At 50.5% G+C, this 22,256-nt stretch carries 19 protein-coding genes; 17 read left to right on the top strand and 2 right to left on the bottom strand.

The window, feature by feature from the left end; genetic code table 11:
* Window positions 1-90 precede the first annotated feature (90 nt).
* The 4 genes from dnaK to U0026_RS19290 all read left to right on the top strand — a co-directional run bounded on the left by dnaK (window position 91) and on the right by U0026_RS19290 (window position 4,830).
* A complete protein-coding gene (dnaK, locus tag U0026_RS19305; protein WP_062771713.1) occupies window positions 91-2,013 on the top strand; it encodes a molecular chaperone DnaK in 1,923 nt (640 codons plus the stop codon).
* Between the two features lie 87 nt (window positions 2,014-2,100).
* Complete coding sequence (gene dnaJ / locus U0026_RS19300; protein ID WP_062771716.1) at window positions 2,101-3,237, top strand: molecular chaperone DnaJ; 1,137 nt, start codon at window positions 2,101-2,103, stop codon at window positions 3,235-3,237.
* Window positions 3,238-3,414: 177 nt separating this feature from the next.
* Window positions 3,415-4,362, top strand: a complete 948-nt coding sequence (locus tag U0026_RS19295; protein ID WP_062771719.1) for a LysR family transcriptional regulator — start codon at window positions 3,415-3,417, stop codon at window positions 4,360-4,362.
* A 123-nt stretch (window positions 4,363-4,485) separates the two neighbouring features.
* Window positions 4,486-4,830, top strand: coding sequence for a phage holin family protein (locus U0026_RS19290; RefSeq protein WP_062771722.1), 345 nt, complete (start codon window positions 4,486-4,488; stop codon window positions 4,828-4,830).
* Window positions 4,831-4,901: 71 nt separating this feature from the next.
* On the opposite strand, the gene U0026_RS19285 is transcribed toward U0026_RS19290, so the two are convergent.
* Together U0026_RS19285 and U0026_RS19280 are read right to left on the bottom strand one after the other, a co-directional pair.
* The gene (locus U0026_RS19285; RefSeq protein ID WP_062771725.1) at window positions 4,902-5,435 is read right to left on the bottom strand and encodes a glycoside hydrolase family 108 protein; all 534 of its coding nucleotides are present in this window, start codon (window positions 5,433-5,435) and stop codon (window positions 4,902-4,904) included.
* 15 nt (window positions 5,436-5,450) lie between these two features.
* Window positions 5,451-5,894 carry a winged helix-turn-helix domain-containing protein gene (locus tag U0026_RS19280; protein ID WP_062771728.1) on the bottom strand — a complete coding sequence of 148 codons (444 nt, stop codon included), beginning with the start codon at window positions 5,892-5,894 and terminating at the stop codon, window positions 5,451-5,453.
* A 391-nt stretch (window positions 5,895-6,285) separates the two neighbouring features.
* On the opposite strand from U0026_RS19280, the gene U0026_RS19275 reads away from it, so the two are divergent.
* The 13 genes from U0026_RS19275 to nhaA all read left to right on the top strand — a co-directional run bounded on the left by U0026_RS19275 (window position 6,286) and on the right by nhaA (window position 22,224).
* Complete coding sequence (locus U0026_RS19275; protein WP_062771731.1) at window positions 6,286-8,400, top strand: glycosyl hydrolase family 18 protein; 2,115 nt, start codon at window positions 6,286-6,288, stop codon at window positions 8,398-8,400.
* A gap of 74 nt (window positions 8,401-8,474) precedes the next feature.
* Window positions 8,475-11,483, top strand: coding sequence for a hypothetical protein (locus U0026_RS19270; protein WP_062771734.1), 3,009 nt, complete (start codon window positions 8,475-8,477; stop codon window positions 11,481-11,483).
* Window positions 11,484-11,788: 305 nt separating this feature from the next.
* Window positions 11,789-12,490: a winged helix-turn-helix transcriptional regulator gene (locus tag U0026_RS19265; RefSeq protein WP_373859476.1), complete on the top strand. Its 702-nt coding sequence runs from the start codon at window positions 11,789-11,791 to the stop codon at window positions 12,488-12,490.
* Between the two features lie 411 nt (window positions 12,491-12,901).
* Complete coding sequence (locus tag U0026_RS19260; RefSeq protein WP_062771740.1) at window positions 12,902-13,456, top strand: fimbrial protein BcfA; 555 nt, start codon at window positions 12,902-12,904, stop codon at window positions 13,454-13,456.
* Between the two features lie 94 nt (window positions 13,457-13,550).
* The gene (locus tag U0026_RS19255; protein ID WP_062771743.1) at window positions 13,551-14,237 is read left to right on the top strand and encodes a fimbria/pilus periplasmic chaperone; all 687 of its coding nucleotides are present in this window, start codon (window positions 13,551-13,553) and stop codon (window positions 14,235-14,237) included.
* Window position 14,238: 1 nt separating this feature from the next.
* The gene (locus U0026_RS19250; RefSeq protein ID WP_062771747.1) at window positions 14,239-16,857 is read left to right on the top strand and encodes a fimbrial biogenesis usher protein; all 2,619 of its coding nucleotides are present in this window, start codon (window positions 14,239-14,241) and stop codon (window positions 16,855-16,857) included.
* Entirely contained in the window at window positions 16,858-17,868 is a 1,011-nt protein-coding gene (locus tag U0026_RS19245; RefSeq protein WP_062771750.1) for a fimbrial protein, read from the top strand. It abuts the gene before it with no gap.
* Window positions 17,869-18,399, top strand: coding sequence for a fimbrial protein BcfE (locus U0026_RS19240; protein WP_062771753.1), 531 nt, complete (start codon window positions 17,869-17,871; stop codon window positions 18,397-18,399).
* Window positions 18,400-18,438: 39 nt separating this feature from the next.
* Complete coding sequence (locus U0026_RS19235) at window positions 18,439-18,933, top strand: fimbrial protein BcfF (RefSeq protein WP_062772262.1); 495 nt, start codon at window positions 18,439-18,441, stop codon at window positions 18,931-18,933.
* Complete coding sequence (locus U0026_RS19230) at window positions 18,926-19,633, top strand: pili/flagellar-assembly chaperone (protein ID WP_062771756.1); 708 nt, start codon at window positions 18,926-18,928, stop codon at window positions 19,631-19,633. The genes U0026_RS19235 and U0026_RS19230 overlap by 8 nt, the downstream gene beginning before the upstream one ends.
* A gap of 63 nt (window positions 19,634-19,696) precedes the next feature.
* Entirely contained in the window at window positions 19,697-20,539 is an 843-nt protein-coding gene (locus U0026_RS19225) for a DsbA family protein (RefSeq protein ID WP_062771759.1), read from the top strand.
* Between the two features lie 31 nt (window positions 20,540-20,570).
* Complete coding sequence (locus U0026_RS19220; protein WP_062771762.1) at window positions 20,571-20,858, top strand: hypothetical protein; 288 nt, start codon at window positions 20,571-20,573, stop codon at window positions 20,856-20,858.
* Between the two features lie 196 nt (window positions 20,859-21,054).
* Window positions 21,055-22,224, top strand: a complete 1,170-nt coding sequence (gene nhaA, locus U0026_RS19215) for a Na+/H+ antiporter NhaA (protein WP_062771765.1) — start codon at window positions 21,055-21,057, stop codon at window positions 22,222-22,224.
* Window positions 22,225-22,256: the final 32 nt, after the last annotated feature.

Below are 22,256 nucleotides of genomic sequence, written 5' to 3'. Positions count from 1 at the left end.
AAACGATTCTGGGCAGTTGAAACCGCAGGTTTCGCCCTTATTACAGACTCACAACCACATGTTGAATGAATTTTTAGTGGAGACGTTTAGATGGGTAAAATTATTGGTATCGACCTGGGTACTACCAACTCTTGTGTAGCGATTATGGATGGCACTACTGCACGTGTGCTGGAGAACGCCGAAGGCGATCGCACCACACCTTCTATCATTGCCTATACCCAGGATGGTGAAACTCTGGTTGGTCAGCCGGCTAAACGTCAGGCAGTGACAAACCCGCAAAACACCCTGTTTGCGATTAAACGCCTGATCGGTCGCCGCTTCCAAGACGAAGAAGTGCAGCGTGATGAAGCCATCATGCCGTACAAAATCATCGGTGCTGACAACGGTGATGCATGGATTGATGTTAAAGGCCAGAAAATGGCACCGCCGCAGATCTCTGCTGAAGTGCTGAAAAAAATGAAGAAAACGGCTGAAGATTACCTGGGTGAGCCGGTAACTGAAGCGGTTATCACCGTACCTGCATACTTCAACGATGCTCAGCGTCAGGCAACTAAAGATGCCGGTCGTATTGCAGGTCTGGAAGTCAAACGTATCATCAACGAACCAACCGCAGCGGCACTGGCTTACGGTCTGGATAAAGAAGTCGGCAACCGTACTATCGCGGTTTACGACCTCGGTGGTGGTACTTTCGATATCTCCGTTATCGAAATCGACGAAGTTGACGGCGAAAAAACCTTCGAAGTTCTGGCAACCAACGGTGATACTCACCTCGGTGGTGAAGACTTCGACAGCCGTATGATCAACTACCTCGTTGACGAATTTAAGAAAGATCAGGGCATTGACCTGCGTAACGATCCGCTGGCTATGCAGCGCCTGAAAGAAGCCGCAGAGAAAGCGAAAATTGAGCTGTCTTCTGCGCAGCAGACCGACGTTAACCTGCCGTACATCACTGCAGACGCGTCTGGTCCGAAACACATGAACATCAAAGTGACCCGTGCGAAACTGGAAAGCCTGGTAGAAGACCTGGTTAACCGTTCAATCGAGCCGCTGAAAGTTGCACTGCAGGACGCTGGCCTGTCTGTCTCTGATATCCAGGACGTTATCCTGGTCGGTGGTCAGACTCGTATGCCAATGGTTCAGAAGAAAGTGGCTGAATTCTTTGGTAAAGAGCCGCGTAAAGACGTTAACCCGGACGAAGCCGTTGCTATCGGTGCTGCTGTCCAGGGTGGTGTATTGACTGGTGAAGTGAAAGACGTACTGCTGCTGGACGTTACCCCGCTGTCTCTGGGTATCGAAACCATGGGCGGCGTGATGACTGCACTCATCAACAAAAACACCACCATCCCGACCAAGCACAGCCAGGTGTTCTCTACCGCTGAAGACAACCAGTCTGCGGTAACCATCCATGTGCTGCAGGGTGAGCGTAAACGTGCTGCGGATAACAAAGATCTCGGCCAGTTCAACCTGGACGGTATCAGCCCGGCACCACGTGGTATGCCACAGATCGAAGTCACCTTCGACATCGATGCTGACGGTATCCTGCACGTGTCCGCGAAAGACAAAAACAGCGGTAAAGAGCAGAAGATCACCATCAAGGCTTCTTCTGGTCTGAACGAAGAAGAAATTCAGAAAATGGTTCGCGAAGCAGAAGCGAACGCAGAGTCTGACCGTAAGTTTGAAGAGCTGGTTCAGACCCGTAACCAGGGCGACCATCTGCTGCACAGCACCCGTAAGCAGGTTGAAGAAGCCGGCGAACAGCTGCCAGCTGACGACAAAACTGCCATCGAGTCTGCGTTGACTGCGCTGGAATCATCTTTGAAAGGTGAAGACAAAGCAGACATCGAAGCGAAGATGCAGGAACTGGCGCAGGTTTCCCAGAAACTGATGGAAATCGCTCAGCAGCAGCACGCACAGCAGCAGGCTGGTGCAGCAGGCGCTGACGCTTCAGCAAACAATGCGAAAGACGACGACGTTGTTGACGCTGAGTTTGAAGAAGTGAAAGACAAAAAATAATCGCCCTGATGCAGGGTAGTTAATCAGCACGGGCGTAGAGGTTTCCTCTCCGCCCGTGCTCGCATGTTAAGGGGCTGACAAAAAACAATGGCAAAGCAAGACTATTACGAGATTTTGGGCGTTTCCAAAACAGCGGAAGAGCGTGAGATCAAAAAGGCGTACAAACGCCTGGCCATGAAATTCCACCCGGACCGCAACCAGGGGGATAAAGAGGCCGAAGCCAAGTTTAAAGAAATCAAAGAAGCGTATGAGATCCTGACCGACGCGCAAAAGCGTGCGGCCTACGATCAATACGGTCATGCTGCCTTTGAACAAGGTGGTATGGGCGGCGGCGGCGGTTATTCTGGCGGCGGCGCAGACTTTGGCGATATCTTTGGTGACGTATTCGGCGACATCTTCGGTGGTGGTCGCGGTCGCCAGCGTGCGTCCCGTGGCGCCGACCTGCGCTACAACATGGATCTGACGCTTGAAGAAGCGGTTCGTGGTGTGACCAAAGAGATCCGCATTCCAACGCTGGAAGAGTGTGATATCTGCCACGGCAGCGGCGCAAAAGCCGGTTCGAAGCCGCAGACCTGTCCTACCTGTCACGGTGCAGGCCAGGTACAGATGCGCCAGGGCTTCTTCGCTGTACAGCAGACCTGTCCACACTGCCAGGGCCGCGGTACGCTGATCAAAGATCCGTGCAACAAATGTCACGGTCATGGTCGCGTAGAGAAAACCAAAACCCTGTCCGTAAAAATTCCGGCAGGCGTTGATACCGGCGATCGTATTCGTCTGACTGGCGAAGGTGAAGCTGGTGAGCACGGCGCACCGGCAGGCGATCTGTACGTTCAGGTGCAGGTGAAGCAGCACGCTATTTTCGAGCGTGAAGGCAACAACCTGTACTGTGAAGTGCCGATCAACTTTTCAATGGCGGCTCTTGGCGGCGAGATTGAAGTGCCGACGCTTGATGGTCGCGTGAAGCTGAAAGTTCCGGGCGAAACGCAAACTGGCAAGCTGTTCCGTATGCGTGGCAAGGGCGTGAAGTCCGTGCGCGGCGGTGCACAGGGCGACCTTCTGTGCCGCGTAGTGGTCGAGACACCGGTAGGTCTTAACGAGAAGCAGAAACAGCTGCTCAAAGATCTGCAGGAAAGTTTTGGCGGCCCAACGGGTGAAAACAACAGCCCGCGTTCAAAAAGCTTCTTTGACGGTGTGAAAAAGTTCTTTGACGATTTGACCCGTTAGTCACTATTATTTCTTAAATTAATCCAAAGCCTGAGCCTTTTGCTCAGGCTTTTTTCTGCGCATCTCAATATTATCCTTTCGTGTGTTGACCTGTCCGCTGTGGCTCATTAATAACGGTAGCGAATTGATTCGTATTGAGTATTATTAATACTAATTATTTATAGAGGCTGACGGCGAATGGGATCGAAAGGCGCCAATAAGGATTTTGATTATAATTTAATCAAAATTCTTGACGCCATAATCTCAGCTGGCAACGCGACAAAAGCGGCGAAGCGACTGGGTATCACGCCAGCTGCTGTCTCTATCGCCCTTAAGCGTTTACAAAGCCATTACCATGAAGAACTGTTTATCAGGGGCAAGGATGGGCTGCTCCCGACGGCGAAAGCTCTGGAGATCCATTACAGTTTTCGTCAGGTGATAGAACTGGTCGGTGAGACTTTTCACTCTGTTAATAAAAAAAACGAAGAAACGCAAATCACTATCCTGGGCAGCGATGTTATTGAAAGCTATTATCTTTCTCAGCTTTCCGGACGTGATGATTTTGAACAGATTTTAGTGAGCCATTTTTCCTCCCGGAATATAGATCGAGAACAGATTATCGAGCGCTTATTCACCGCTGAGTGTGATTTATTGATTAGCATTGATCCCGTTATTGTTCCTGGTATCGATAATCAGCTTATTGATAGCTTTAAAAGCTTTGTCTGTATTTGTTCGGGTTCCCATATGTTGAGCCAGTTGTCACAGCTTTCACTTCATCATTTCTATACCTTGCGTCACGCGCAGTATCAATCGGGTACCAGTATTCCCATGGTTATCAATGATAGCGCCTTACAGGCCGATGAACGGTGGTATAAAGCGAAGCGAAATATTGGTTACCGCAGTGATTCAATCAATGGCCTGATTGGCATGGTTGAACGTTCCTCGCTGATTGCACTGATACCGCTAAAAATTGCCTTGTTCTATAAAAATCAGCGTAAATACGATATTAAAATCATCCAGCCGCCGCCGGAGTTAACCTTCCGACCAATTCAAGTGTATGCATCATGGAAAAAAAACAGCCGTAACCTGGCCGTGATAAACGGCACCGTGTCTATGTTACATACCCTTTCATCATTTCGTCGCTGATGCCTCTCATCGATGGCTCATTGCATAATAATGAGCTGATGTGAGGAGCATATGATTTTCTTCGTTACTGGGCAATACGTAAACTCCTGTTGTCAATCACTCATATTTATACAGGAGTTTAATATGGCTATCCCGAATCATTTACCTAATACTGAAGTTGTTTTACTAGAAATCGAAATATTGTTGACCGTTATTTCTGTGGGGGCATGGGGCGGTTTTGTTAGCTACTTTATTGGCAAGGATAAATCGGCACAAAGCGATTCTCATAAAAATGTGATGAATTGCTTAGTACAAGTGATTATTTCTTGTTTTACCAGTTTCTTACTCAGCGCAATTGCGATTGAGCAAGGGCTAAGTTTTAATATGGTATTGTTGGCTGCCGGGTTGGGCGGTGTATTTTCAGCGCCAATACTGAAAATCCTTGGCGACAAAATAAAAAAATACATTAACGATGCGGGGCTGCGTTAGTGAATACCGTTCCATTGCTTTTCTAGTTATAAAAGGCTCATCCGTGAGTCTTTTATCTTTTATGCTTGTTATCAGGCTACTCTGTTTTTGATCCAGCCATAAATGAACTCTTCATTATGTTTGTGCTTTTCGGTTATATCTAAGTAGTACGCACCCTGGCTGCAATTTAATGCCTTCACCAGCGTTTCTTCGCCTTCTTTCCCGCGCCACAATAAGAAGGATTTTAGTACGGCGAGCGTTTGCGGACCAATACGACCGTCAGCCTTGAGATCGCTGTAGTTTCTTGCTTCCCGGTTTAGCGCATTTAACCAACGCTGTAGCCATAGGCAAGGAGAGTGGGCGCCAATGTTGACTGCGGCATCACACAGTTCAAATGACACCGGGTAGGATATTTTTGCTACCTCTTCAAACCCCGGTTTAATCCAGTAATCTTCCTCCAGGATGGCGTAGGCCTCACTGCGAGTCAGGTCTTGCATATCACCAGAATAGCCATGGGCACGAGCAACGGCTTCGGTGATACCCCAATTGGTTTTTCCACCTTTGTCTTTGGCATTTGCGGTATAGCCGCCTTCCATAACGATAATCCCATCAATAATTGGGTTCATTTTCTGCTCCTTGAATTAATGAATATGCAAATACATAGCGGTGCCTAAGGTGACAGAAAACACGGTGGTTAACGCTGCCAGCATTTTTCTCACCACCTGCTTTTTCTGTACCTTTGGTTTATCCTCAATCGCCTTAATGGCGATGTCTTTGTTAACCTGAATGCCCTGACGCGGAATGGTGATAAAAAGATCGCTAATCCCTAGCATCTTTAAATCTCGTCTGATTAAGTAGAGTATTTGTGTCAGGTTAGCATCATTGACGAAATGACTACGGCTGCCCCAAAGTTCAGCCGCAATCTTTTGCCGTTCAATGATACCTTCATGTGCGTTTTCGATAATAAAACTAAGACACTTGGCTCTCATCGCGGTCATCTTAATAACCTGAGAATTCGCTTTTGTTCTCAGCTCGTATTTCCCTTCATTATAAATGCAGCTTTCATTTATGAGATAGTTTTTCATAACGTCATCCTTTAGTTATACACATCCTAATTGTCTGCGGTGAATATAAGGTACGAGGATCATCTCAATCCATTAATACTCATCGATTTAATTGTATTATCATTGGATCGAGCGATGCTCATCACATTATCTCTTCTAAAGTAAATGACGCTTAATGGCTTTATAAATGATATTTAATATGCTGATCGTTTGTTGTTCATGTTTACGCTGTGAGCTACGTAAACGCGCCGATGATGTCTTATAGAGATATCTAAAATCAGCATCATCCGGATGTGTGAGAGTGAGTGCTTTAAACGTGATGTTTAGTGATTAGCCATTTTTTCCTGGTCGTTGAATTATGGACCCCGCAGAACGAACTGCGATAATTTTTAAACTTAAAAGGAAATTTAAAATGGCTACCAGCAAACTGATTAAAGGCGATACTCTTACTGAAACCAGCAACGCAGCTGACGGTTTTAACCCAGCAAAAGAAGTTAGCGCATATAGCTATACTTCTGCACGTGTCGCTAAACCTGTTTATAACCAATATAAGTCTTCTACAACCAAACCGAAGGTATTTGGTTACTACACTGACTGGTCTCAGTATGACGGTCGCCTGCAGGGTGATGATTCAAAAGATAACCGTGGTCGTGGTTACGATCTGTCCAATGTTTCTCCTACCGCCTACGATAAAATTATTTTCGGTTTCGTCGGTGTAACAGGTTTCCATAAAGTGGATGGCCTGTGGCGTGATGTGGTTGCTGAAGGCGCAGAACAGTGCGGCAAAGTTCAGTACGAGCCAACTTTCCTCGATCCGTGGGGCGACTTCCAGTCTTACGTAAACGTCGGCCACGATGTTAGCGGCTGGGATGTTGATGCAAAAACGGTGACTCAGGCTAACTGTAAAGGTCTGCTCGGCGGTCTGCGTGACCTGCAGGCAAAAGCCAAAGCACAGGGCCATGAACTGGCGCTCTCTATGAGTATCGGTGGCTGGACCATGAGTAATGGTTTCCATGAAACCGCAGCGTCTGATGCGGCGCGTAAAGCTTTCGCTAAAGGTGTGGTGAAACTGTTCAAACAGTTCCCAATGTTTAGCGAAGTGGATATCGACTGGGAATACCCAAATGCGGAAGGCGCAGGTAACCCATGTGGTCCAGAAGATGGCGAAAACTATGCTCTGTTGATTGGTGAACTGCGTAAACAGCTGGATGCCGCAAGCCTGAGCAACGTTAAAATCTCCATCGCCAGCTCCGCAGTGGTTGCGACTTTCGACTATTCCAACGTGAAAGCGCTGCTGAATGCCGGCCTGTACGGCATCAACCTGATGACCTATGACTTCTTCGGTACCCCATGGGCTGAGAACGTCACTCACCACACTAACCTGAAAGCGCTGGAAGCGGGCGGCTGGGCAGTGGATACCATCGTTGATCACCTGCTGTCAGAAGGCTTCCCATCCGATCGCATCAACATCGGTTACGCGGGCTATACCCGTAATGCACGCGGTGCTGAACTGGAATCTCTGTCTCCACTGAAAGGTGCCTATAACGCAGGAACTGGCACGACGACGGGGACTTTTGAATCCGGTACCAGCGAATGGTATGACGTGATTTACAACTACCTGGATCTGGAAAACCAGAAAGGTCGTAACGGTTTCAACGTCTATACCGACCAGGTGGCTGATGCGGATTACCTGTACAACCCAGAATCCAAGCTGTTCATGTCTTTGGATACCCCACGTTCTGTGAAAGCGAAGGGCAAATACGCAGCGAGCCTGGGTCTGGGCGGCATGTTCACCTGGACTATCGATCAAGACAACGGCGTGCTGGTTAACGCCGCTCGTGAAGGTCTGGGCTATGAAATCTCTTCTGAAGTGATTGAGATGGATCCGTTCTACTTCGAAGGTATCAACGTTGAACCCGCTGAAGCAGATGAAGCTGATGAAGAAGAAGTCGTCACCCCAGATGTGAACCATGCACCGAAAGCGGCAATCGAGCTGCTTATCGTTGGCGGTTCTACTGTACAGCTGTCGGGTGCCGGTTCTTCTGATGAAGATGAGGACGAACTGACCTTTAGCTGGGGCGTACCGTCTGATATCACCGTGGCTGATAAAACAGCAGAAGTGATTGAGTTTGTGGTACCGGAAGTGACTGCAAAAACCACCTTCCAGTTCACTCTATTCGTTCGCGATTGCTACAACGAACCGTCTACTCAGCAGCGCTTTGTTTTGACCGCAGTACCTGCTATCGCTCAGTCTGAAGCTGAAGGCGACGCGGAAGAAGAAGATATTGTGGTACCAGTAGAACCTGAAGAAGACGTCACGCCAGAGGAAGACGACTCAGCCGCGGCGGATGAAACAACTCCTTACGCGCTGTGGAATACCAGCACCGTCTACGGCAGCAACTGGGGCACCTTCGAGACCGTTAGCTGGAAAGGCCATAACTACCAGGTGAAATGGTGGTCTCAGGGCGACCAGCCAGACCTGAACTGCGCTTCAGGTGGAGCATGGACCGATCTGGGCGCTTACTGATAATAAGCATTAACCCATAACGTAAGCCCCGGTTTTCCGGGGCTTTTTCCACCAGGGAACGAGGAATATCGGTAATGGCCCTTTCTATTTCAAACAGTAACATTGACGTTAACAGCTGGTATCAAAAAATCACCTTAACGGTCTTAAATAACGGTAAAAGTGCCGTTGATATGAATAATGCTGTCATCAGCTTCACCGCTTCCGGCCACCAGGACCCATGGGGTGTTTTTGGCGGTACGTTGAACGGTAATTTGCCATTGACGCTCAGCGGCAAGGCGCAAGGTACCCTGGATGTTAATGAAATTATCATTAATAACAGCGAGGCATTATGGCTAATGCCGGGGCAGAGCGGAACGCTGTTCTTTAGCTTTGCAGCCACACAGGTACCGGTAAAGATCTCTACTTTTACGCTAACGCTGGCATCATCAACGCAAGATGAGGTGGAACCCGATGCTCCTGCAGATGAGCCGGTGGTTGAACCTGAGCCGGAAATCCCGGCAGATGATACAGTGGTTGAGCCGGAAATTCCCGTTGATGATAACGTTGAAGGCGATAGTCCGCTTCTTAGCATCGGTGCACTCAATCCAAATAGCTGGTATCAACGAGTGACGCTGACGTTGACCAATCGATACTCACAATCAATTGATTTAAATAAACTTACTTTAAGTTTTAGCGCGACAGGGCATCCCGATCAGTACAGCTCGTTCGGCGGTTCAATGCTGGGGAATCAGCCTGTGACCTTGAGCAGCGACGGCGGCTGGCCTACCGAGAAGAACAACATCATTATCAATAATGACGGTGAGCTGCTGCTGGCCTCAGGCGACAGCGCTGAGCTGCAATTTTACCTGGCCGCCACACAAACCCCGGTTGCGATGGGAGAGTTGAAGGCGGTATTGGTGCATGACCCGGCGCGACAGGGCTCGATTGCGGTGCAGTTTCCCGCAATGTCGGTTAATACGGCGCTCAAACCGGCTTTTGACTTGCTTTACCCGGACGCCCACTCCCAGCGCTTCGTGGGTGAATGGGGGCAGATGCTGACAATTAGCGATCTCAGCACGGGTGATTACGCCATCACGGTGCTGGAATTAAACAACGATGAGATGAAGATCGCGCCAGTAAATAGCCACTGTGCGCTGACGCTGGCATCGGGCCATGATAACGAGACCTGTGTGATTGACTACCAATCGCCGGTTCTGCTGGCTTCGGTCTGTCTTAACGTCGAGGCGCCTGAATTTGCCGGCGCGGAACTGGTCGTCGAGTTGTGGAACGAAGCGGGCATATGCGAAAAAACGCTCACCATGGACGTTAATCAGATGCAGTGGGTCAAACAGCTGCTGGCGGATCATGATTACGCCCTTAGCATTCAGCCAACTATTATTAATAATCAATCAATTACAACGACAGAGTTCTCGGAACCTTTCACTCCGGTGGCGGGTGAGCTTAAAGAGGTTAACGTGCCTTTCAGGCAGGCTGCCGTCGAGAGCGAGGATTTTGTCAACGTCCAGGTGACTATTCTGGGCTTACCGACAGGCGTTGCCCCACAGCGTTATCGCCTTTGCAACGCGCAATATCAATATACCTTTATGCTGGAAAGTGGCACTCAACCCCAGACTCTGCCGATGCGTATTGCTCCGGGGATGTATACGCTTGAAGCGACTGACATTTTTGTGGGCGATGCACCATGGCGTTGCGAACTTGATGCGCCATTACGCCTGCTGAAAAGCTATAACAATGTGACGCTCGAATTTATCCAGGGCGTTGCGTTACAGGTGAAAGGTTGGCCGAACTATCTGGCGCATGGCGGGGTTACCGTAAATGCTGCCGAGACCGTCTCGCGCTATCGCGATGTCCCAGTGAGTGCATTGTTTAAATACGATGGGTTTGATGGTGGCGGAGACCCTATTCCTGCGGCTGAAGTGGATGCCAATGGCGACGGCTTCCTTGATTATGACTCGCTTCCCATTCATAAAACCGTGCCGCTGGTGCGCGAAATTGAAAAAGAGGCAGGGCGTCCGGTGATGCCAGTGATGGTGGTGTATACCGCCAATGCCAGCGGGGGCAGTGCGGTATCCGACTTGCAGAACAGTCAGCGTTTACGCAATCACTTTGGCAACTTCATCACTCAATGTCTGGCGGCACAATCCTACAAAGACAGTGACCATGCCGTCCCTGCTACCTTTGTGCTGAACCCCGATTTTCTTGGCGCGATGCAACAAGAGCCTTACTGTTATACCGGGGTACGCCAGGCGAACAGCGTAGATGTTAACGTCCAGTTGGCGGCAGCCATCAACGCATTACCTGCGCTGCCAGGGATGAGTTCACCGACATTGCCGGTATTTAGTAATGACCTCTATGGCTATGTCCAGGCGATTAACTACATCGTGCGTCAGTTTGCTCCGGATGTCGCATTCGGCTGGCAAACTAACGTTTGGGCCACCGGAACAGCGGATTGGCTGCTCAAAGCCGATGCCGATCCTGTCGCTCACGGTGCGGCTATCGCGGCATTTATCGAAGAACTCGGCGTCTACAGCGGTGACTATGCGCCAGATTTTATCGCTTTTGATAAGTTTGAACGCGACTGCTTTAGCCCGGATGCGCTGGCGCACTATGGCTGGAATGCCACCTGCTGGCTGCATTATCTGGGAATGGTTAAACAGGCGGCAAAGGATCTGCATACACCGGCCATGCTGTGGCAAATTCCTGGCGGCCATATGCCGACTACCGAGGAAGGGAGCAGCAAAATGGCGGCAACTCACTTTGCTTCCGGTGGCAGTTTCTTTATGGGGGATTCTCGTATTGGTAAAGATATCAATGTAATAACCTCTGAACTCCTGGACATGCCGGTTAACAGCACCACCTATGGTGTATCCAGCGTGGGCGATTTTTTACGTCGGGACAGCGGTTATGACTGGGGACAAATGCAGGCGCTTAACCTGCCGGACTATAATGTTTTCGCCGTGTTATGGGGTGGTGGCTCGACGGTCAGTATCACCACCATCCATTCAAACGGTGAGGACGGCGGCTGGCTGGCAGAAAAAATGTGCGAATACTACGCATTCCCACGTTATTTTAGTGAGTGTTAACCCGTAGTGTAATGAGTGGCAGCGGTGATGGTTCAGTTAAATCCTCTCTGAAACACCGCCGACTGCCATCTTTTTATATTATTTTTAGTAGTTGTATTTTTGTATCTACGATATATGTTAATTTTATTCTTAATTATTGTTTGTTTTTTATTTCGTTAAATGCATTGAGAATTATCTTATTTAGAAATTGATGGTGTATTTGTGCTTTTTATAAATAATAAATACTACAACATAAACTTATTTATTATTAATTGAAGCGGTTCGATTGGAACTATATCTTTCGTCTATCTTTTTCCGCAAACCATATCAAAAAAACAATGAAACTAGACTTCAGTGAGAATGAAAATGTTTTGCATTCGTTTATTTTCGCTCAGCAGGCAAAGCCCTTTGCGGTTGTCGATGCTTTGTTTTCTGCACTGTTACCGTTTGGTCAGCCATTTTTGCTAGAAGCAGGGGATGAACTTCTGCTTAATTCTGCTGAGCATGGGAACCGCATCGTGCTTCTGGAAAGTGGCGTTATCTCATACTGCCGCAGCGACGACCGGATGCAGATCACCTCGGGATTTGCCCCTTCAATACTCGGGCTGACGGACAGTTATGGAATAACCTATGATGTGCCCGCCCGGCCAGAACACTTTCTGGTCGCAGAAACGGCTTGCAGCGGCCGCGCGGTGCTACTGGAGGATTTCGTGCGGATCGTCGAAGAGTGTGAGCTCTGGCACGACGTTGCACGCTTCCTGGCGTATCGCTTGATGGTCATGTGCGTGCGTGACAGGGAGCTGGTCGGCGTCGATTCGTATTTGAAAGTTCGTGCGCTATTGATAGAAATTTGGGCCTATCCTGATGACTACCGCCAGAGTATTAATGTGCTTAATTTTGTCCAGCGGCGTACCGGCATTTCACGTAGCCGAACCCTAAAATTGCTTTCGGAGCTAAAAAAAGGCGGCTATATCAATATTGAAAATGGCCGATTGATATCTATCTGGAAGTTACCTGCGGCTTATTGACCCTTTTTTATCGCTAACGATGATTTTAGTACGATATTTATACTCGCGTGTCTCTGAACGAAATATGGATTTATCATAAAATTATTTATTTATCAATGGATGGTGTTTCGTATGGGGATCGTGAGGATTAACTTCTATCTAAAACAGTAAGTTAACCCAAGTCCTTTTAAACCATGAAACCGTTATTGCATGTGGATAGTCGTTTCGTTAATAATTATTTTTATTAAAATTACCAGTCAGAAATAATGATTTACATGTCATTGTAAGGTATTCGTTATTATCACTGGTGAAACTATATATTTATTATTCGATGACCTGCAATGTTTAATTTTATGCAGAGTCAGGAATCTGTCTGCTGATATTGGTATCGCCATAAAAACTATTCACCACTTATTGTATTTAAGGGAATGTATGAAAAATCACGTCTATGCCATGGTTGTTTCCGCGTTAATTATTGGTGCTCCTACGCTGGCTTCTGCTGCTGAAATTGGTGATTCCACCGCGACTGTTTCCGGCGGTACCGTTAATTTTGTTGGTCAGGTTGTCGATGCGGCCTGTTCCGTTTCGGCTGACTCTATTGATCAAACCGTCACCCTTGGTCAGGTTCGCGCGGTTAAATTAACGGCAGCCGGTATGGTCGCCAATCAGAAAGAAGATTTCAGCATCAAGCTTGAAGATTGTGATACCAGCGTGAGTCAGAATGCGGCGGTTATTTTTAACGGGCAGGAAGATGCAAGCCTTGATAATACGCTGGCTAACACCGCTGGTGCGGGTGCGGCAACCAACGTCGCTTTGCAGCTGTACGGGCCTGACGGTGAAGTGCTGAATATCGGCGAAACCTCCTCAACGGTCACTCTGATTAACGGTGAAAACGTTATCCCGCTGAGCGTCGACTACATTGCTACCGGCGAAGCCACTTCCGGTAACGTCGCCGCAACCGCAACGTTCAGCATGGTCTATTCCTGATTTGATATCAGGCTATCCCTCCGTACGTGACGTCCGGAGGGTTGTTGCGCGCGGAGCCGCGATAACAACCCAAAGTCACCTGAGTATATTGAGTATGTGCACCAAAACCATTCAGATTATACAGTCGCTGCTGCTGCTTTTCGTATTGGGTACGACAACTGTGGCGCAGGCGGGCGGTATTGCGCTGGGCTCGACGCGCGTGATTTATCCGCAGGGTAGCAAGCAGGTTTCTCTGCCTATTATTAACTCCTCGGCAACCAACGTCTTTCTGATCCAATCCTGGGTAGCGAATGCCGATGGTATTCGTTCAACCGATTTTATCCTGACTCCACCGCTGTTTGTGATGCAGCCGAAAAAAGAGAATCTGCTGCGTATTATGTACGTCGGCCCCACGCTGCCAACGGACCGAGAGAGTGTTTTCTATCTCAACAGTAAAGCCATTCCGTCGGTGGACAAACATAAGCTGGCGAGTAACACCTTACAAATCGCCACGCAAAGCGTGATAAAGCTGTTTATTCGTCCTGATAACCTGCCATCGTCGTCGATTGATGCGCCAGCCGCACTACGTTGCCATGCCCAAGGTAGCCGCCTGACCATTACCAATAGCTCGCCTTATTATGTCTCTTTAGTCGAGTTGTATGTGGGCGGCAAAAAACTGGCAAACACGATGGCGCCCCCAAAAGGGACCTTAACGCTAAACGCGCCAGCAGGACGCGTGACGTTCCGCGCGGTCAATGATTTTGGCGCAACGACGCCGAAGCAGCTCTGTCAGACAAACTGAAATGTTGCCAGAGGCTGATGTGATAATGCGCCGCGCCTGTCGCACCACCAAACCTGCGCTGCCAAGCCTGGTTTTGGCGCTGGCGGGTGTTTTAACGGCCCCAAGAAGCTGGGCGGATAACTATTTCAATCCCGCTTTTTTATCTGATGATCCTTCTGCCGTGGCCGATCTTTCCACCTTCAGCCGTAACGTGCAGGCGCCTGGCGTATATCGCGTTGATATCTATCTGAATGATGTCCTCCAGTCTAGCCAGGATCTGCCATTTAACGCCTCAACGCCTGGCGAGGCTGTGGGTGATGAAAGCGGGCTTAGTGCTTGCCTGACGTCTGAGATGTTGCAAAAGATGGGCGTCAACGTGGCGGCTCAGCCTGAATTGGCCAAGGCCGCCCCGGCTGCCTGTGTCGATCTGGCGCACGCGATCCCGGACGCGACCTCACGTTTCGACTTTGCTCAGCAGCGCTTGAACATCAGCATTCCTCAGGCGGCGATGATCAACAACGCCCGTGGTTACATTCCCCCAGAGAACTGGGATGAGGGGGTGAACGCGTTACTCCTGAACTACACGTTTACCGGCTCAAAAACACATGATCGCAGCGCTGAAAGCGCCGATCAGACCAATCATTTTCTGGGGCTGAACAGCGGGTTAAACGTGGGGGCCTGGCGCTTACGCGACTACTCGACATGGAATGACAGCAGCGGTCAGGATAGTCAGGCCGATTGGCAGCACATCAGCACCTACCTGGAACGCGACATCGCGACGCTGAAAAGCGAAATGACGGTAGGTGATAGCTACACGCCTTCCGCCGTGTTTGATAGCTTGCCGTTTCGCGGGATACAGATTGCCTCTGATGACAATATGCTGCCTGACAGCATGAAGGGCTTTGCCCCGACTATTCACGGTATCGCCAGGCGCAACGCGCAGGTCACTATTCGCCAGAATGGCTACATCATCAACCAGCGCTATGTCCCACCCGGCGCCTTCACTTTTAATGATCTTTACCCGACGGCGGCGAGCGGTGATTTGGTGGTCGAGGTGAAAGAGTCGGATGGTAGCACCCATAGCTATAACGTGCCGTATTCAGCGGTGCCGGTTTTACAGCGTGAGGGCCGCGTAAAATATGCGGCCACGATAGCGGAATATCGCGGTGACAGTAGTCAGAAAGAGGACGTGAAGTTTGGTCAGGCCACGCTGATGTGGGGGCTGGCGCATGGGGTCACTCTTTATGGCGGCGCACAATTTTCAAATAACTACAAAGCGATAGCGCTAGGCAGCGGCGCTAACCTGGGAGACTGGGGCGCGGTATCGCTGGATATCACCCAAGCCTACAGCACCCTGGTTGATGATAGTGCTCATCAAGGGCAGTCGCTGCGCTTGTTGTATGCCAAATCGCTCAGTCAGCTCGGCACCAATCTACAGCTGTTGGGGTATCGCTATTCAACGTCTTCGTTTTATACCCTCGACGAAACCACGTGGAAGCATATGTCTGGCTATAACGGACAAACCAACGACGATGACGCGCGCGCTGACTGGGCAAACTATTACGACCTTTATTACACCAAGCGCGGCAAGGTTCAGCTGAATATCACCCAGCCGCTGGCACAGTTCGGCTCCTTGTTTGTCACCGCCAGCAGAGAACGCTACTGGCATACCGATGAGACTAACTCACTGCTCCAGGTGGGATACAGCGCAACCTTCAACGGGATGTCCTGGAGCCTGTCCTATAACAGCAGCCGCTCGCCGGGTGAGCCGCAAAGCGACCGTATTATTGCGCTGAATATTTCACTGCCGTTGAGTCAGTGGCTGAGCCATGACGATGACATCACCCATAAACGGCATAAAGTGTATGCCACGTTTAATACCAGCAGCGACAGGAACCATAACGTTACCGAAAGCACCGGTATTAACGGCACATTGCTGGATGAAAATAACCTCAGCTACAGCGTTCAGCAGGGGGTACAGAATCATGGCGGCGGCGAAAGCGGGTCTGCGAGCATGGAATATGACGGTTCCCGGGGCAATGCGAACATGGGCTATAACGTCAACAATAACGGTGATTATCAACAGGTGAACTATGGCCTCAGCGGTGGCGTGGTGATGCATTCCCACGGCATCACGTTAAGCCAGCCGCTGGGTAACACCAATATTCTTATCGCCGCGCCCGGTGCGGCAGAGGTCGGGATTGAAGACGAACCCGGTATTCATACCGATAACAGGGGCTATGCGGTGGTTCCCTATGCGACCACCTATCGACAAAACCGAATGGCGCTAAACGTAAACACGCTGGCGGATAACGTGGATATCGATGATGCCGTCACTAATGTGGTGCCGACCGAAGGGGCGCTGGCGTTGGCGCATTTTGATGCTCATGTCGGTGTCCGGGCGCTGTTGAATTTGCGCTATCGCGGTAAAGCGGTGCCGTTTGGCGCAACGGTATCCATCAACCAAAGAGCGACGGAAAGCATCGTCGGCGATGACGGTGAAACCTATCTGTCCGGTCTGGTTCCCCAGGGAACGCTACACGTGCGCTGGGGAACGCAGGCGACTCAGCGTTGTGATGCGCCTTATCAATTGCCTGAATCGACGCAAGCCTTGATTCGCCAAAAAGTGGAATGTCGCTAAATGAAACTCTCCCGTTTAGGCCTGTCGCTGGTGGGAATGCTGCTAAGCCAAACTGGCTACGCGCAAGTTTGCCAGAATGTGAATAACACCCCATCCACCGTGGATTATGACCTCACCACCACCTTAACGGCGGCACAAAACCGGGCTGGTGAAACCGTGCCGTTGGTAAAGAGCCAGAGCGGGAATGTTCAGGTGACGTGCCCGAGTGGCTCTGCGCTCGCTCACCGGACGCTGCGCTCTTATGTTTCGCAGTATCCCGTTGTCGAGACCGATGGGCGCTGGAAATACATAAAGCTGGATCCTGACTACCTTGAAGCGGCGATGCGTATCGATAATTCTGCGGTAGGGGAAATTTACCCGCCGCAGAAATACGTTCCAGCGGAAGATAACAGCGATGAGGCGAATAAAGGGGCACCGTTTGCGATTCGCGATGCCAACCTGACCTTCCAACTCAAAATTGCGAAACCGTTTATTGGTTCGGTCAGCATTCCACCAAAAAACTTGTTCAGCGTTTATGTCACCACCTTGCCCAACGATCCTTTAACAAATGTGGTTTACAACATTGCCTATAGCGGCACGGTGACCGTCCCACAAAGTTGTGAGATTAATGCCGGACAAACCATCCTGGTGAACTTTGGATCGCTATATAGCGGCAACTTCACCCATGCCGGCGAAAAGCCGACGGGCGTCAGAACGCGTATCTTTAATGTACCGGTCACGTGCAGCGGCGTGGATTCAACGGTCAGTCTTAATCTGAGCTTGCAGGCAACCGCAGACACTCACTTTACGCAGGCGATTGCGTCAGATAACCCTGACGTGGGCGTAGTTGTGGAAAACCGTGACGGAGTGGCGTTAACGCCAAATGATACCAGCAGCGCCGTGCCGTTTGTCACGGATGAGGCGGGGAAAGCCAATATTGCACTACAGGCTTATCCGGTGAGCACGACCGGGGAAGTTCCTGCTGAAGGGACATTTACCGCACTGGCTAACCTACGAGTGGATTTTGATTAAATGAAGCATTGTTGGATGTTCATGCTGGCACTGCTTTGGCAGCCGGGATGCTGGGCGGATGATACCGGCTACAACCTGGAATTTACCGGCACCATCATGGCTCAGGCCTGTGATGTCGAGGTTTCGAGTCTGAGTCAAAGCATTGATTTAGGGCAATTTGCCGTGGCAGATTTCTCCTCCACCGGCACGACCACCAAATTCAAACCTTTCAATATCAATCTCAAAAATTGTTCCCGTGGCATTAGCGGCACCAAAATTTGGTTTACCGGTACCGCAGATAGCGACAACCCGGCGCTGCTGGCGCTGAGCGAAACCGGAATGGGGTCAACGAATTTGTTGGCCACAGGCGTAGGGGTGGAAATTTCTGATGGTGATGATGCCATTGCGATCAATAACACCAGCTCCATCGACTATTCGCTAAAAGCGGGACGAAATACACTGTCGTTTTATATTCGCTACAAATCTACCCGCCCCATCGTCACCTCCGGAAATGCGACGGCGGTAATGTATTTCGATCTGCAATATGAGTAAGGGCCTGTGATTAATCTGCGTTTATGTATCGCCTGCGTCATGGTCGGTAGCAGCCTGCTTTGTGTTGCCAGTGCCCATGATGGACGGGTTTATGTCTCTGGCACGATAACCGACAATACCTGCACGTTGTCCCCGAATTCGGAGAATATTGACGTGGAAATGGGGGCGGTGAGCAATCGACAGTTTGCGCACGCGGGTGATGGCGCAAACTGGCAGCCGTTTTCTATTGATTTGCAAGATTGTGGCTCAACGGCCAGCGGCGTCACAGTCAGTTTTAGCGGCACCGCCAATAGTCACAACCCTAATTTACTGGCCCTCACGCCAGGAGATGGCGATGCCACCGGCGTAGCCATTGGGTTTTACGACAAAGATAAAGCGGCGATCCCACTTGGCGACGAAAGCGCAAGCCAGGCGATCTCCTCCGGCCAGGCATCGGTACATCTGCAATTTTATGCCCGCTATATTGCTGATGGCGGGGTCGTAGGCCCCGGCATCGCAAATGCCTCAGCCACGTTTGTGCTCGCTTATGAATAAGTCTCTTTTGCGTGCGATGATGCTCTGGCTGACGCTCCTCAGCGCACATGCCACGGCGGGAGTGGTGATCGGAGGAACGCGATTTATCTATAGCGAGGGCATGTCGTCACTGAGTATTCCACTACACAACACCTCTGCCAGCGCGTGGCTTATCAGTAGCCATATCCAATCTGCAAGCCGTTGGGCGGGCGCTGAAAACGCGTCATCGCCAGCGTCATCGTGGTGGGTAACGCCACCGCTTTTTACCCTCGCAGGCGGGCAGGAAAATACGCTCCGTATCATCCATAGCGGGCCGCCGCTGCCGGAAAACCGGGAAAGCCTGATGACGTTGAGCATTGCCGCCATCCCCTCTGGAAAGGTGAGCAGCAATAGCGTGCAGATGGCTTACCGCTCGGCAATGAAGCTGATTTATCGCCCTCTAGGGCTAACGGGAGATCCGCAACACGCCTATCAGCAGTTGCGCTGGACGCTCCACGCCACGGGACTGACGGTGCGCAACCCGACACCTTACTACGTCACGCTGTTTATGTTACGCACCAACGATGCACACGTTGATAGCGCAGGGGTGGTTGCGCCGTTTTCCAGCCGCGAAACTCGCTGGTGCTTACAGGCGACGGCCTGCCATTTACGTTGGAAAAGCATTAATGATTATGGCCGGGTGATGCCCGAAGAAGAGATAAATGTGGTGCGCCGCCGCTAAAATTTTGCGTCCCGCTTGTCGCGTGTCGCAGCTATTTGACCCTTCAATTAAGAGACTTTGACTATGCAATATCCGCGATTAACACGTTCCCGGTTAACGAGTTTGCTGCTGCTTGGCATGATATCGACTCCCGCGCTTGCGGCACAAACCGTACAGACTGACCAGATAGGACAAACCGCTGAAGCGTACATCGCAAGCCATCCAGACAAAGTCGGGCAGGCGGTGGCGACCTATCTGGCGGATCACCCTGAATTTCTGATTGCCGCAAGCGAAACCCTGCATCAACGCCAGCAGATTGCCCAACAGCAGGCCTATGTACAGCTTGCATTGCAGTATCGAGACGATCTTCTCAGCGTCAACAGCCCATCAGTCGGGCCAGCTAACGCCAAAGCGGCAGTGGTGATGTTCTTTGATTATCAATGTTCATGGTGCAGCAAAATGGCGCCGGAAGTGGAAGCGCTGGTCAAAGCCAATCCGGATACCCGCTTTATTTTCAAAGAGTTCCCGATCTTTGCCTCACGCTGGCCGGTCTCTGGTCTGGCGGCCAGACTGGGTGAACAGGTTTGGCTGGCACAGGGCGGCGATAAGTATCTGGGCTGGCATAATGCGCTGTACGCAACGGGGAAAGTGGAAGGGGCGCTCACGGAACAGGATGTGTATACCCTGGCGAAGACGTATCTGACACCTGCGCAGATTGTGGCGGTAAAAACGGCACAGGATAGTGGCGCGGTGCACGATGCACTGATGACAAATCAGGCGCTGGCACAGCATATGGACTTTACTGGAACCCCGGCCTTCGTCGTAATGCCACAAGCGGCGACGACGGATATTAAACGGGTCTCTGTGGTGCCGGGAAGCACTTCACAAGATGCGCTACAGATGGCGATTCAGAAAGCCAAAGGCTAACTCCACCATCGCAGCTCACAGGAGTGTCTGCATGATAAATAAAGTGCGTAGCGGCGCATGGCTACTGTCGCTGTTGCTGTTTGATGGAAGCTCGGCGGCGGTCATGGGAAAAATAGCCTTTTCCGGTAGCGTGGTGGAAATGGGCTGCTGGAATGATACTCAGGTACTGGAAATCCAGTGTCATCGCCAGGATACGGTGACGCGCCATGTTATTGTCGAGAATATGACCACGCCTATTGTAGAGCCATATGCGGCCGTGGAGACACAGTATCTGGATGAAGATAAACAGCTCACGCTGTTGCGCATTGTCTATGATTAAGGCGTGCTTTTACTATTGCCGCTGGCGCATCTCACTTCTTGCCTCACTTAAAAGCATCCTCTTATATGCCCAGCCTTTGGTTGGGCTTTTTATCGTAAAAACCGAGCTATTATGTAGTAATAAACTTGTTTTTTCGAGCAATTAAGGCGGATAGAATAGTTTTAACGAACAATTTACCGTGATAGAGAGAGTAAAAGTGAAGCATCTTCAGCGCTTTTTTAGCAACGATGCCTCAGGTGGCATCATCCTGATTATTGCAGCCGTGCTGGCTATGCTAATGGCAAACCTCGGTGCAACCAGCGGCCTGTATCATGCGTTCCTTGAAACGCCGGTACAGCTTCGCGTGGGTGCGCTCGAGATTAATAAAAACATGTTGTTATGGATAAACGACGCGTTGATGGCGGTCTTCTTCCTGCTGATTGGACTTGAGGTCAAACGCGAGATGATGCAAGGCTCGCTGGCGACCCGTCGCCAGGCTATATTCCCGGTGATTGCCGCATTGGGCGGTATGGTGGTGCCTGCATTGGTCTACCTGGCGTTTAACGGCCAGGATCCGGTTGCCAGCAGCGGTTGGGCAATTCCTGCGGCGACCGATATCGCCTTTGCGTTAGGGGTGTTGGCATTACTCGGCAGCCGGGTTCCGGCCTCGTTGAAGATCTTCTTGATGGCGCTTGCGATCATTGATGATCTGGGGGCGATTGTGATTATTGCGCTGTTTTATACCAGCGACTTGTCACTGCTGTCGCTGGCGGTCGCTGCCGTCGCCATTGCTGTGCTCGCAATATTGAACCTCAGCGGAGTGCGCCGCACGGGGATCTACATTCTGGTCGGCGTTATTCTCTGGACGGCTGTGTTGAAGTCGGGCGTACACGCGACGCTTGCCGGGGTGATTGTCGGCTTCTTTATTCCGCTGCGGGAGAAACAGGGTCATTCCCCGGCTAAACAGCTTGAGCATGTGCTGCATCCTTGGGTCGCTTTTATGATCTTACCGCTGTTTGCCTTTGCCAACGCGGGCGTATCACTGGAAGGCGTCACCCTGAGCGGCCTGACCTCGCTGCTACCGCTGGGTATTATTGCCGGTCTGTTTATTGGTAAACCGCTGGGCATCAGCCTGTTCTGCTGGCTGGCGCTGAAGCTGAAGCTGGCGAAATTACCGGAAGGAGCGAATTTTTCGCAGATCATGGCGGTGGGCCTGCTGTGCGGGATTGGCTTTACGATGTCTATCTTTATCGCCAGTCTGGCCTTTGGCAGCATTGACCCGTCGCTGATTAACTGGGCGAAACTGGGCATTTTGATTGGATCAGTGCTGTCGGCGGTGGTGGGTTATAGCTTGTTGCGTGCACATCTAAAGCCACAGACGGCCTGAATAAAACAGTAACCAAAGGAGAGGGGAGCACA

This window comes from Kluyvera intermedia, assembly GCF_034424175.1.
GTDB lineage: Bacteria > Pseudomonadota > Gammaproteobacteria > Enterobacterales > Enterobacteriaceae > Kluyvera > Kluyvera intermedia.
This window is presented reverse-complemented; position numbering and strand designations above follow the sequence as displayed.

What these genes read in the sequence shown, in the direction of transcription:
- U0026_RS19290 (WP_062771722.1), top strand. Translation starts at nt 4,486, where the DNA reads ATGGCTATCCCGAATCATTTACCTAATACTGAAGTTGTTTTACTAGAA.
- U0026_RS19270 (WP_062771734.1), top strand. Translation starts at nt 8,475, where the DNA reads ATGGCCCTTTCTATTTCAAACAGTAACATTGACGTTAACAGCTGGTAT.
- U0026_RS19255 (WP_062771743.1), top strand. Translation starts at nt 13,551, where the DNA reads ATGTGCACCAAAACCATTCAGATTATACAGTCGCTGCTGCTGCTTTTC.
- U0026_RS19230 (WP_062771756.1), top strand. Translation starts at nt 18,926, where the DNA reads ATGAATAAGTCTCTTTTGCGTGCGATGATGCTCTGGCTGACGCTCCTC.
- U0026_RS19295 (WP_062771719.1), top strand. Translation starts at nt 3,415, where the DNA reads ATGGGATCGAAAGGCGCCAATAAGGATTTTGATTATAATTTAATCAAA.
- U0026_RS19280 (WP_062771728.1), bottom strand. Translation starts at nt 5,894, where the DNA reads ATGAAAAACTATCTCATAAATGAAAGCTGCATTTATAATGAAGGGAAA.
- dnaJ (WP_062771716.1), top strand. Translation starts at nt 2,101, where the DNA reads ATGGCAAAGCAAGACTATTACGAGATTTTGGGCGTTTCCAAAACAGCG.
- U0026_RS19220 (WP_062771762.1), top strand. Translation starts at nt 20,571, where the DNA reads ATGATAAATAAAGTGCGTAGCGGCGCATGGCTACTGTCGCTGTTGCTG.
- U0026_RS19260 (WP_062771740.1), top strand. Translation starts at nt 12,902, where the DNA reads ATGAAAAATCACGTCTATGCCATGGTTGTTTCCGCGTTAATTATTGGT.
- U0026_RS19235 (WP_062772262.1), top strand. Translation starts at nt 18,439, where the DNA reads ATGGTCGGTAGCAGCCTGCTTTGTGTTGCCAGTGCCCATGATGGACGG.
- U0026_RS19275 (WP_062771731.1), top strand. Translation starts at nt 6,286, where the DNA reads ATGGCTACCAGCAAACTGATTAAAGGCGATACTCTTACTGAAACCAGC.
- U0026_RS19240 (WP_062771753.1), top strand. Translation starts at nt 17,869, where the DNA reads ATGAAGCATTGTTGGATGTTCATGCTGGCACTGCTTTGGCAGCCGGGA.
- U0026_RS19250 (WP_062771747.1), top strand. Translation starts at nt 14,239, where the DNA reads ATGTTGCCAGAGGCTGATGTGATAATGCGCCGCGCCTGTCGCACCACC.
- U0026_RS19285 (WP_062771725.1), bottom strand. Translation starts at nt 5,435, where the DNA reads ATGAACCCAATTATTGATGGGATTATCGTTATGGAAGGCGGCTATACC.
- U0026_RS19245 (WP_062771750.1), top strand. Translation starts at nt 16,858, where the DNA reads ATGAAACTCTCCCGTTTAGGCCTGTCGCTGGTGGGAATGCTGCTAAGC.
- dnaK (WP_062771713.1), top strand. Translation starts at nt 91, where the DNA reads ATGGGTAAAATTATTGGTATCGACCTGGGTACTACCAACTCTTGTGTA.
- U0026_RS19225 (WP_062771759.1), top strand. Translation starts at nt 19,697, where the DNA reads ATGCAATATCCGCGATTAACACGTTCCCGGTTAACGAGTTTGCTGCTG.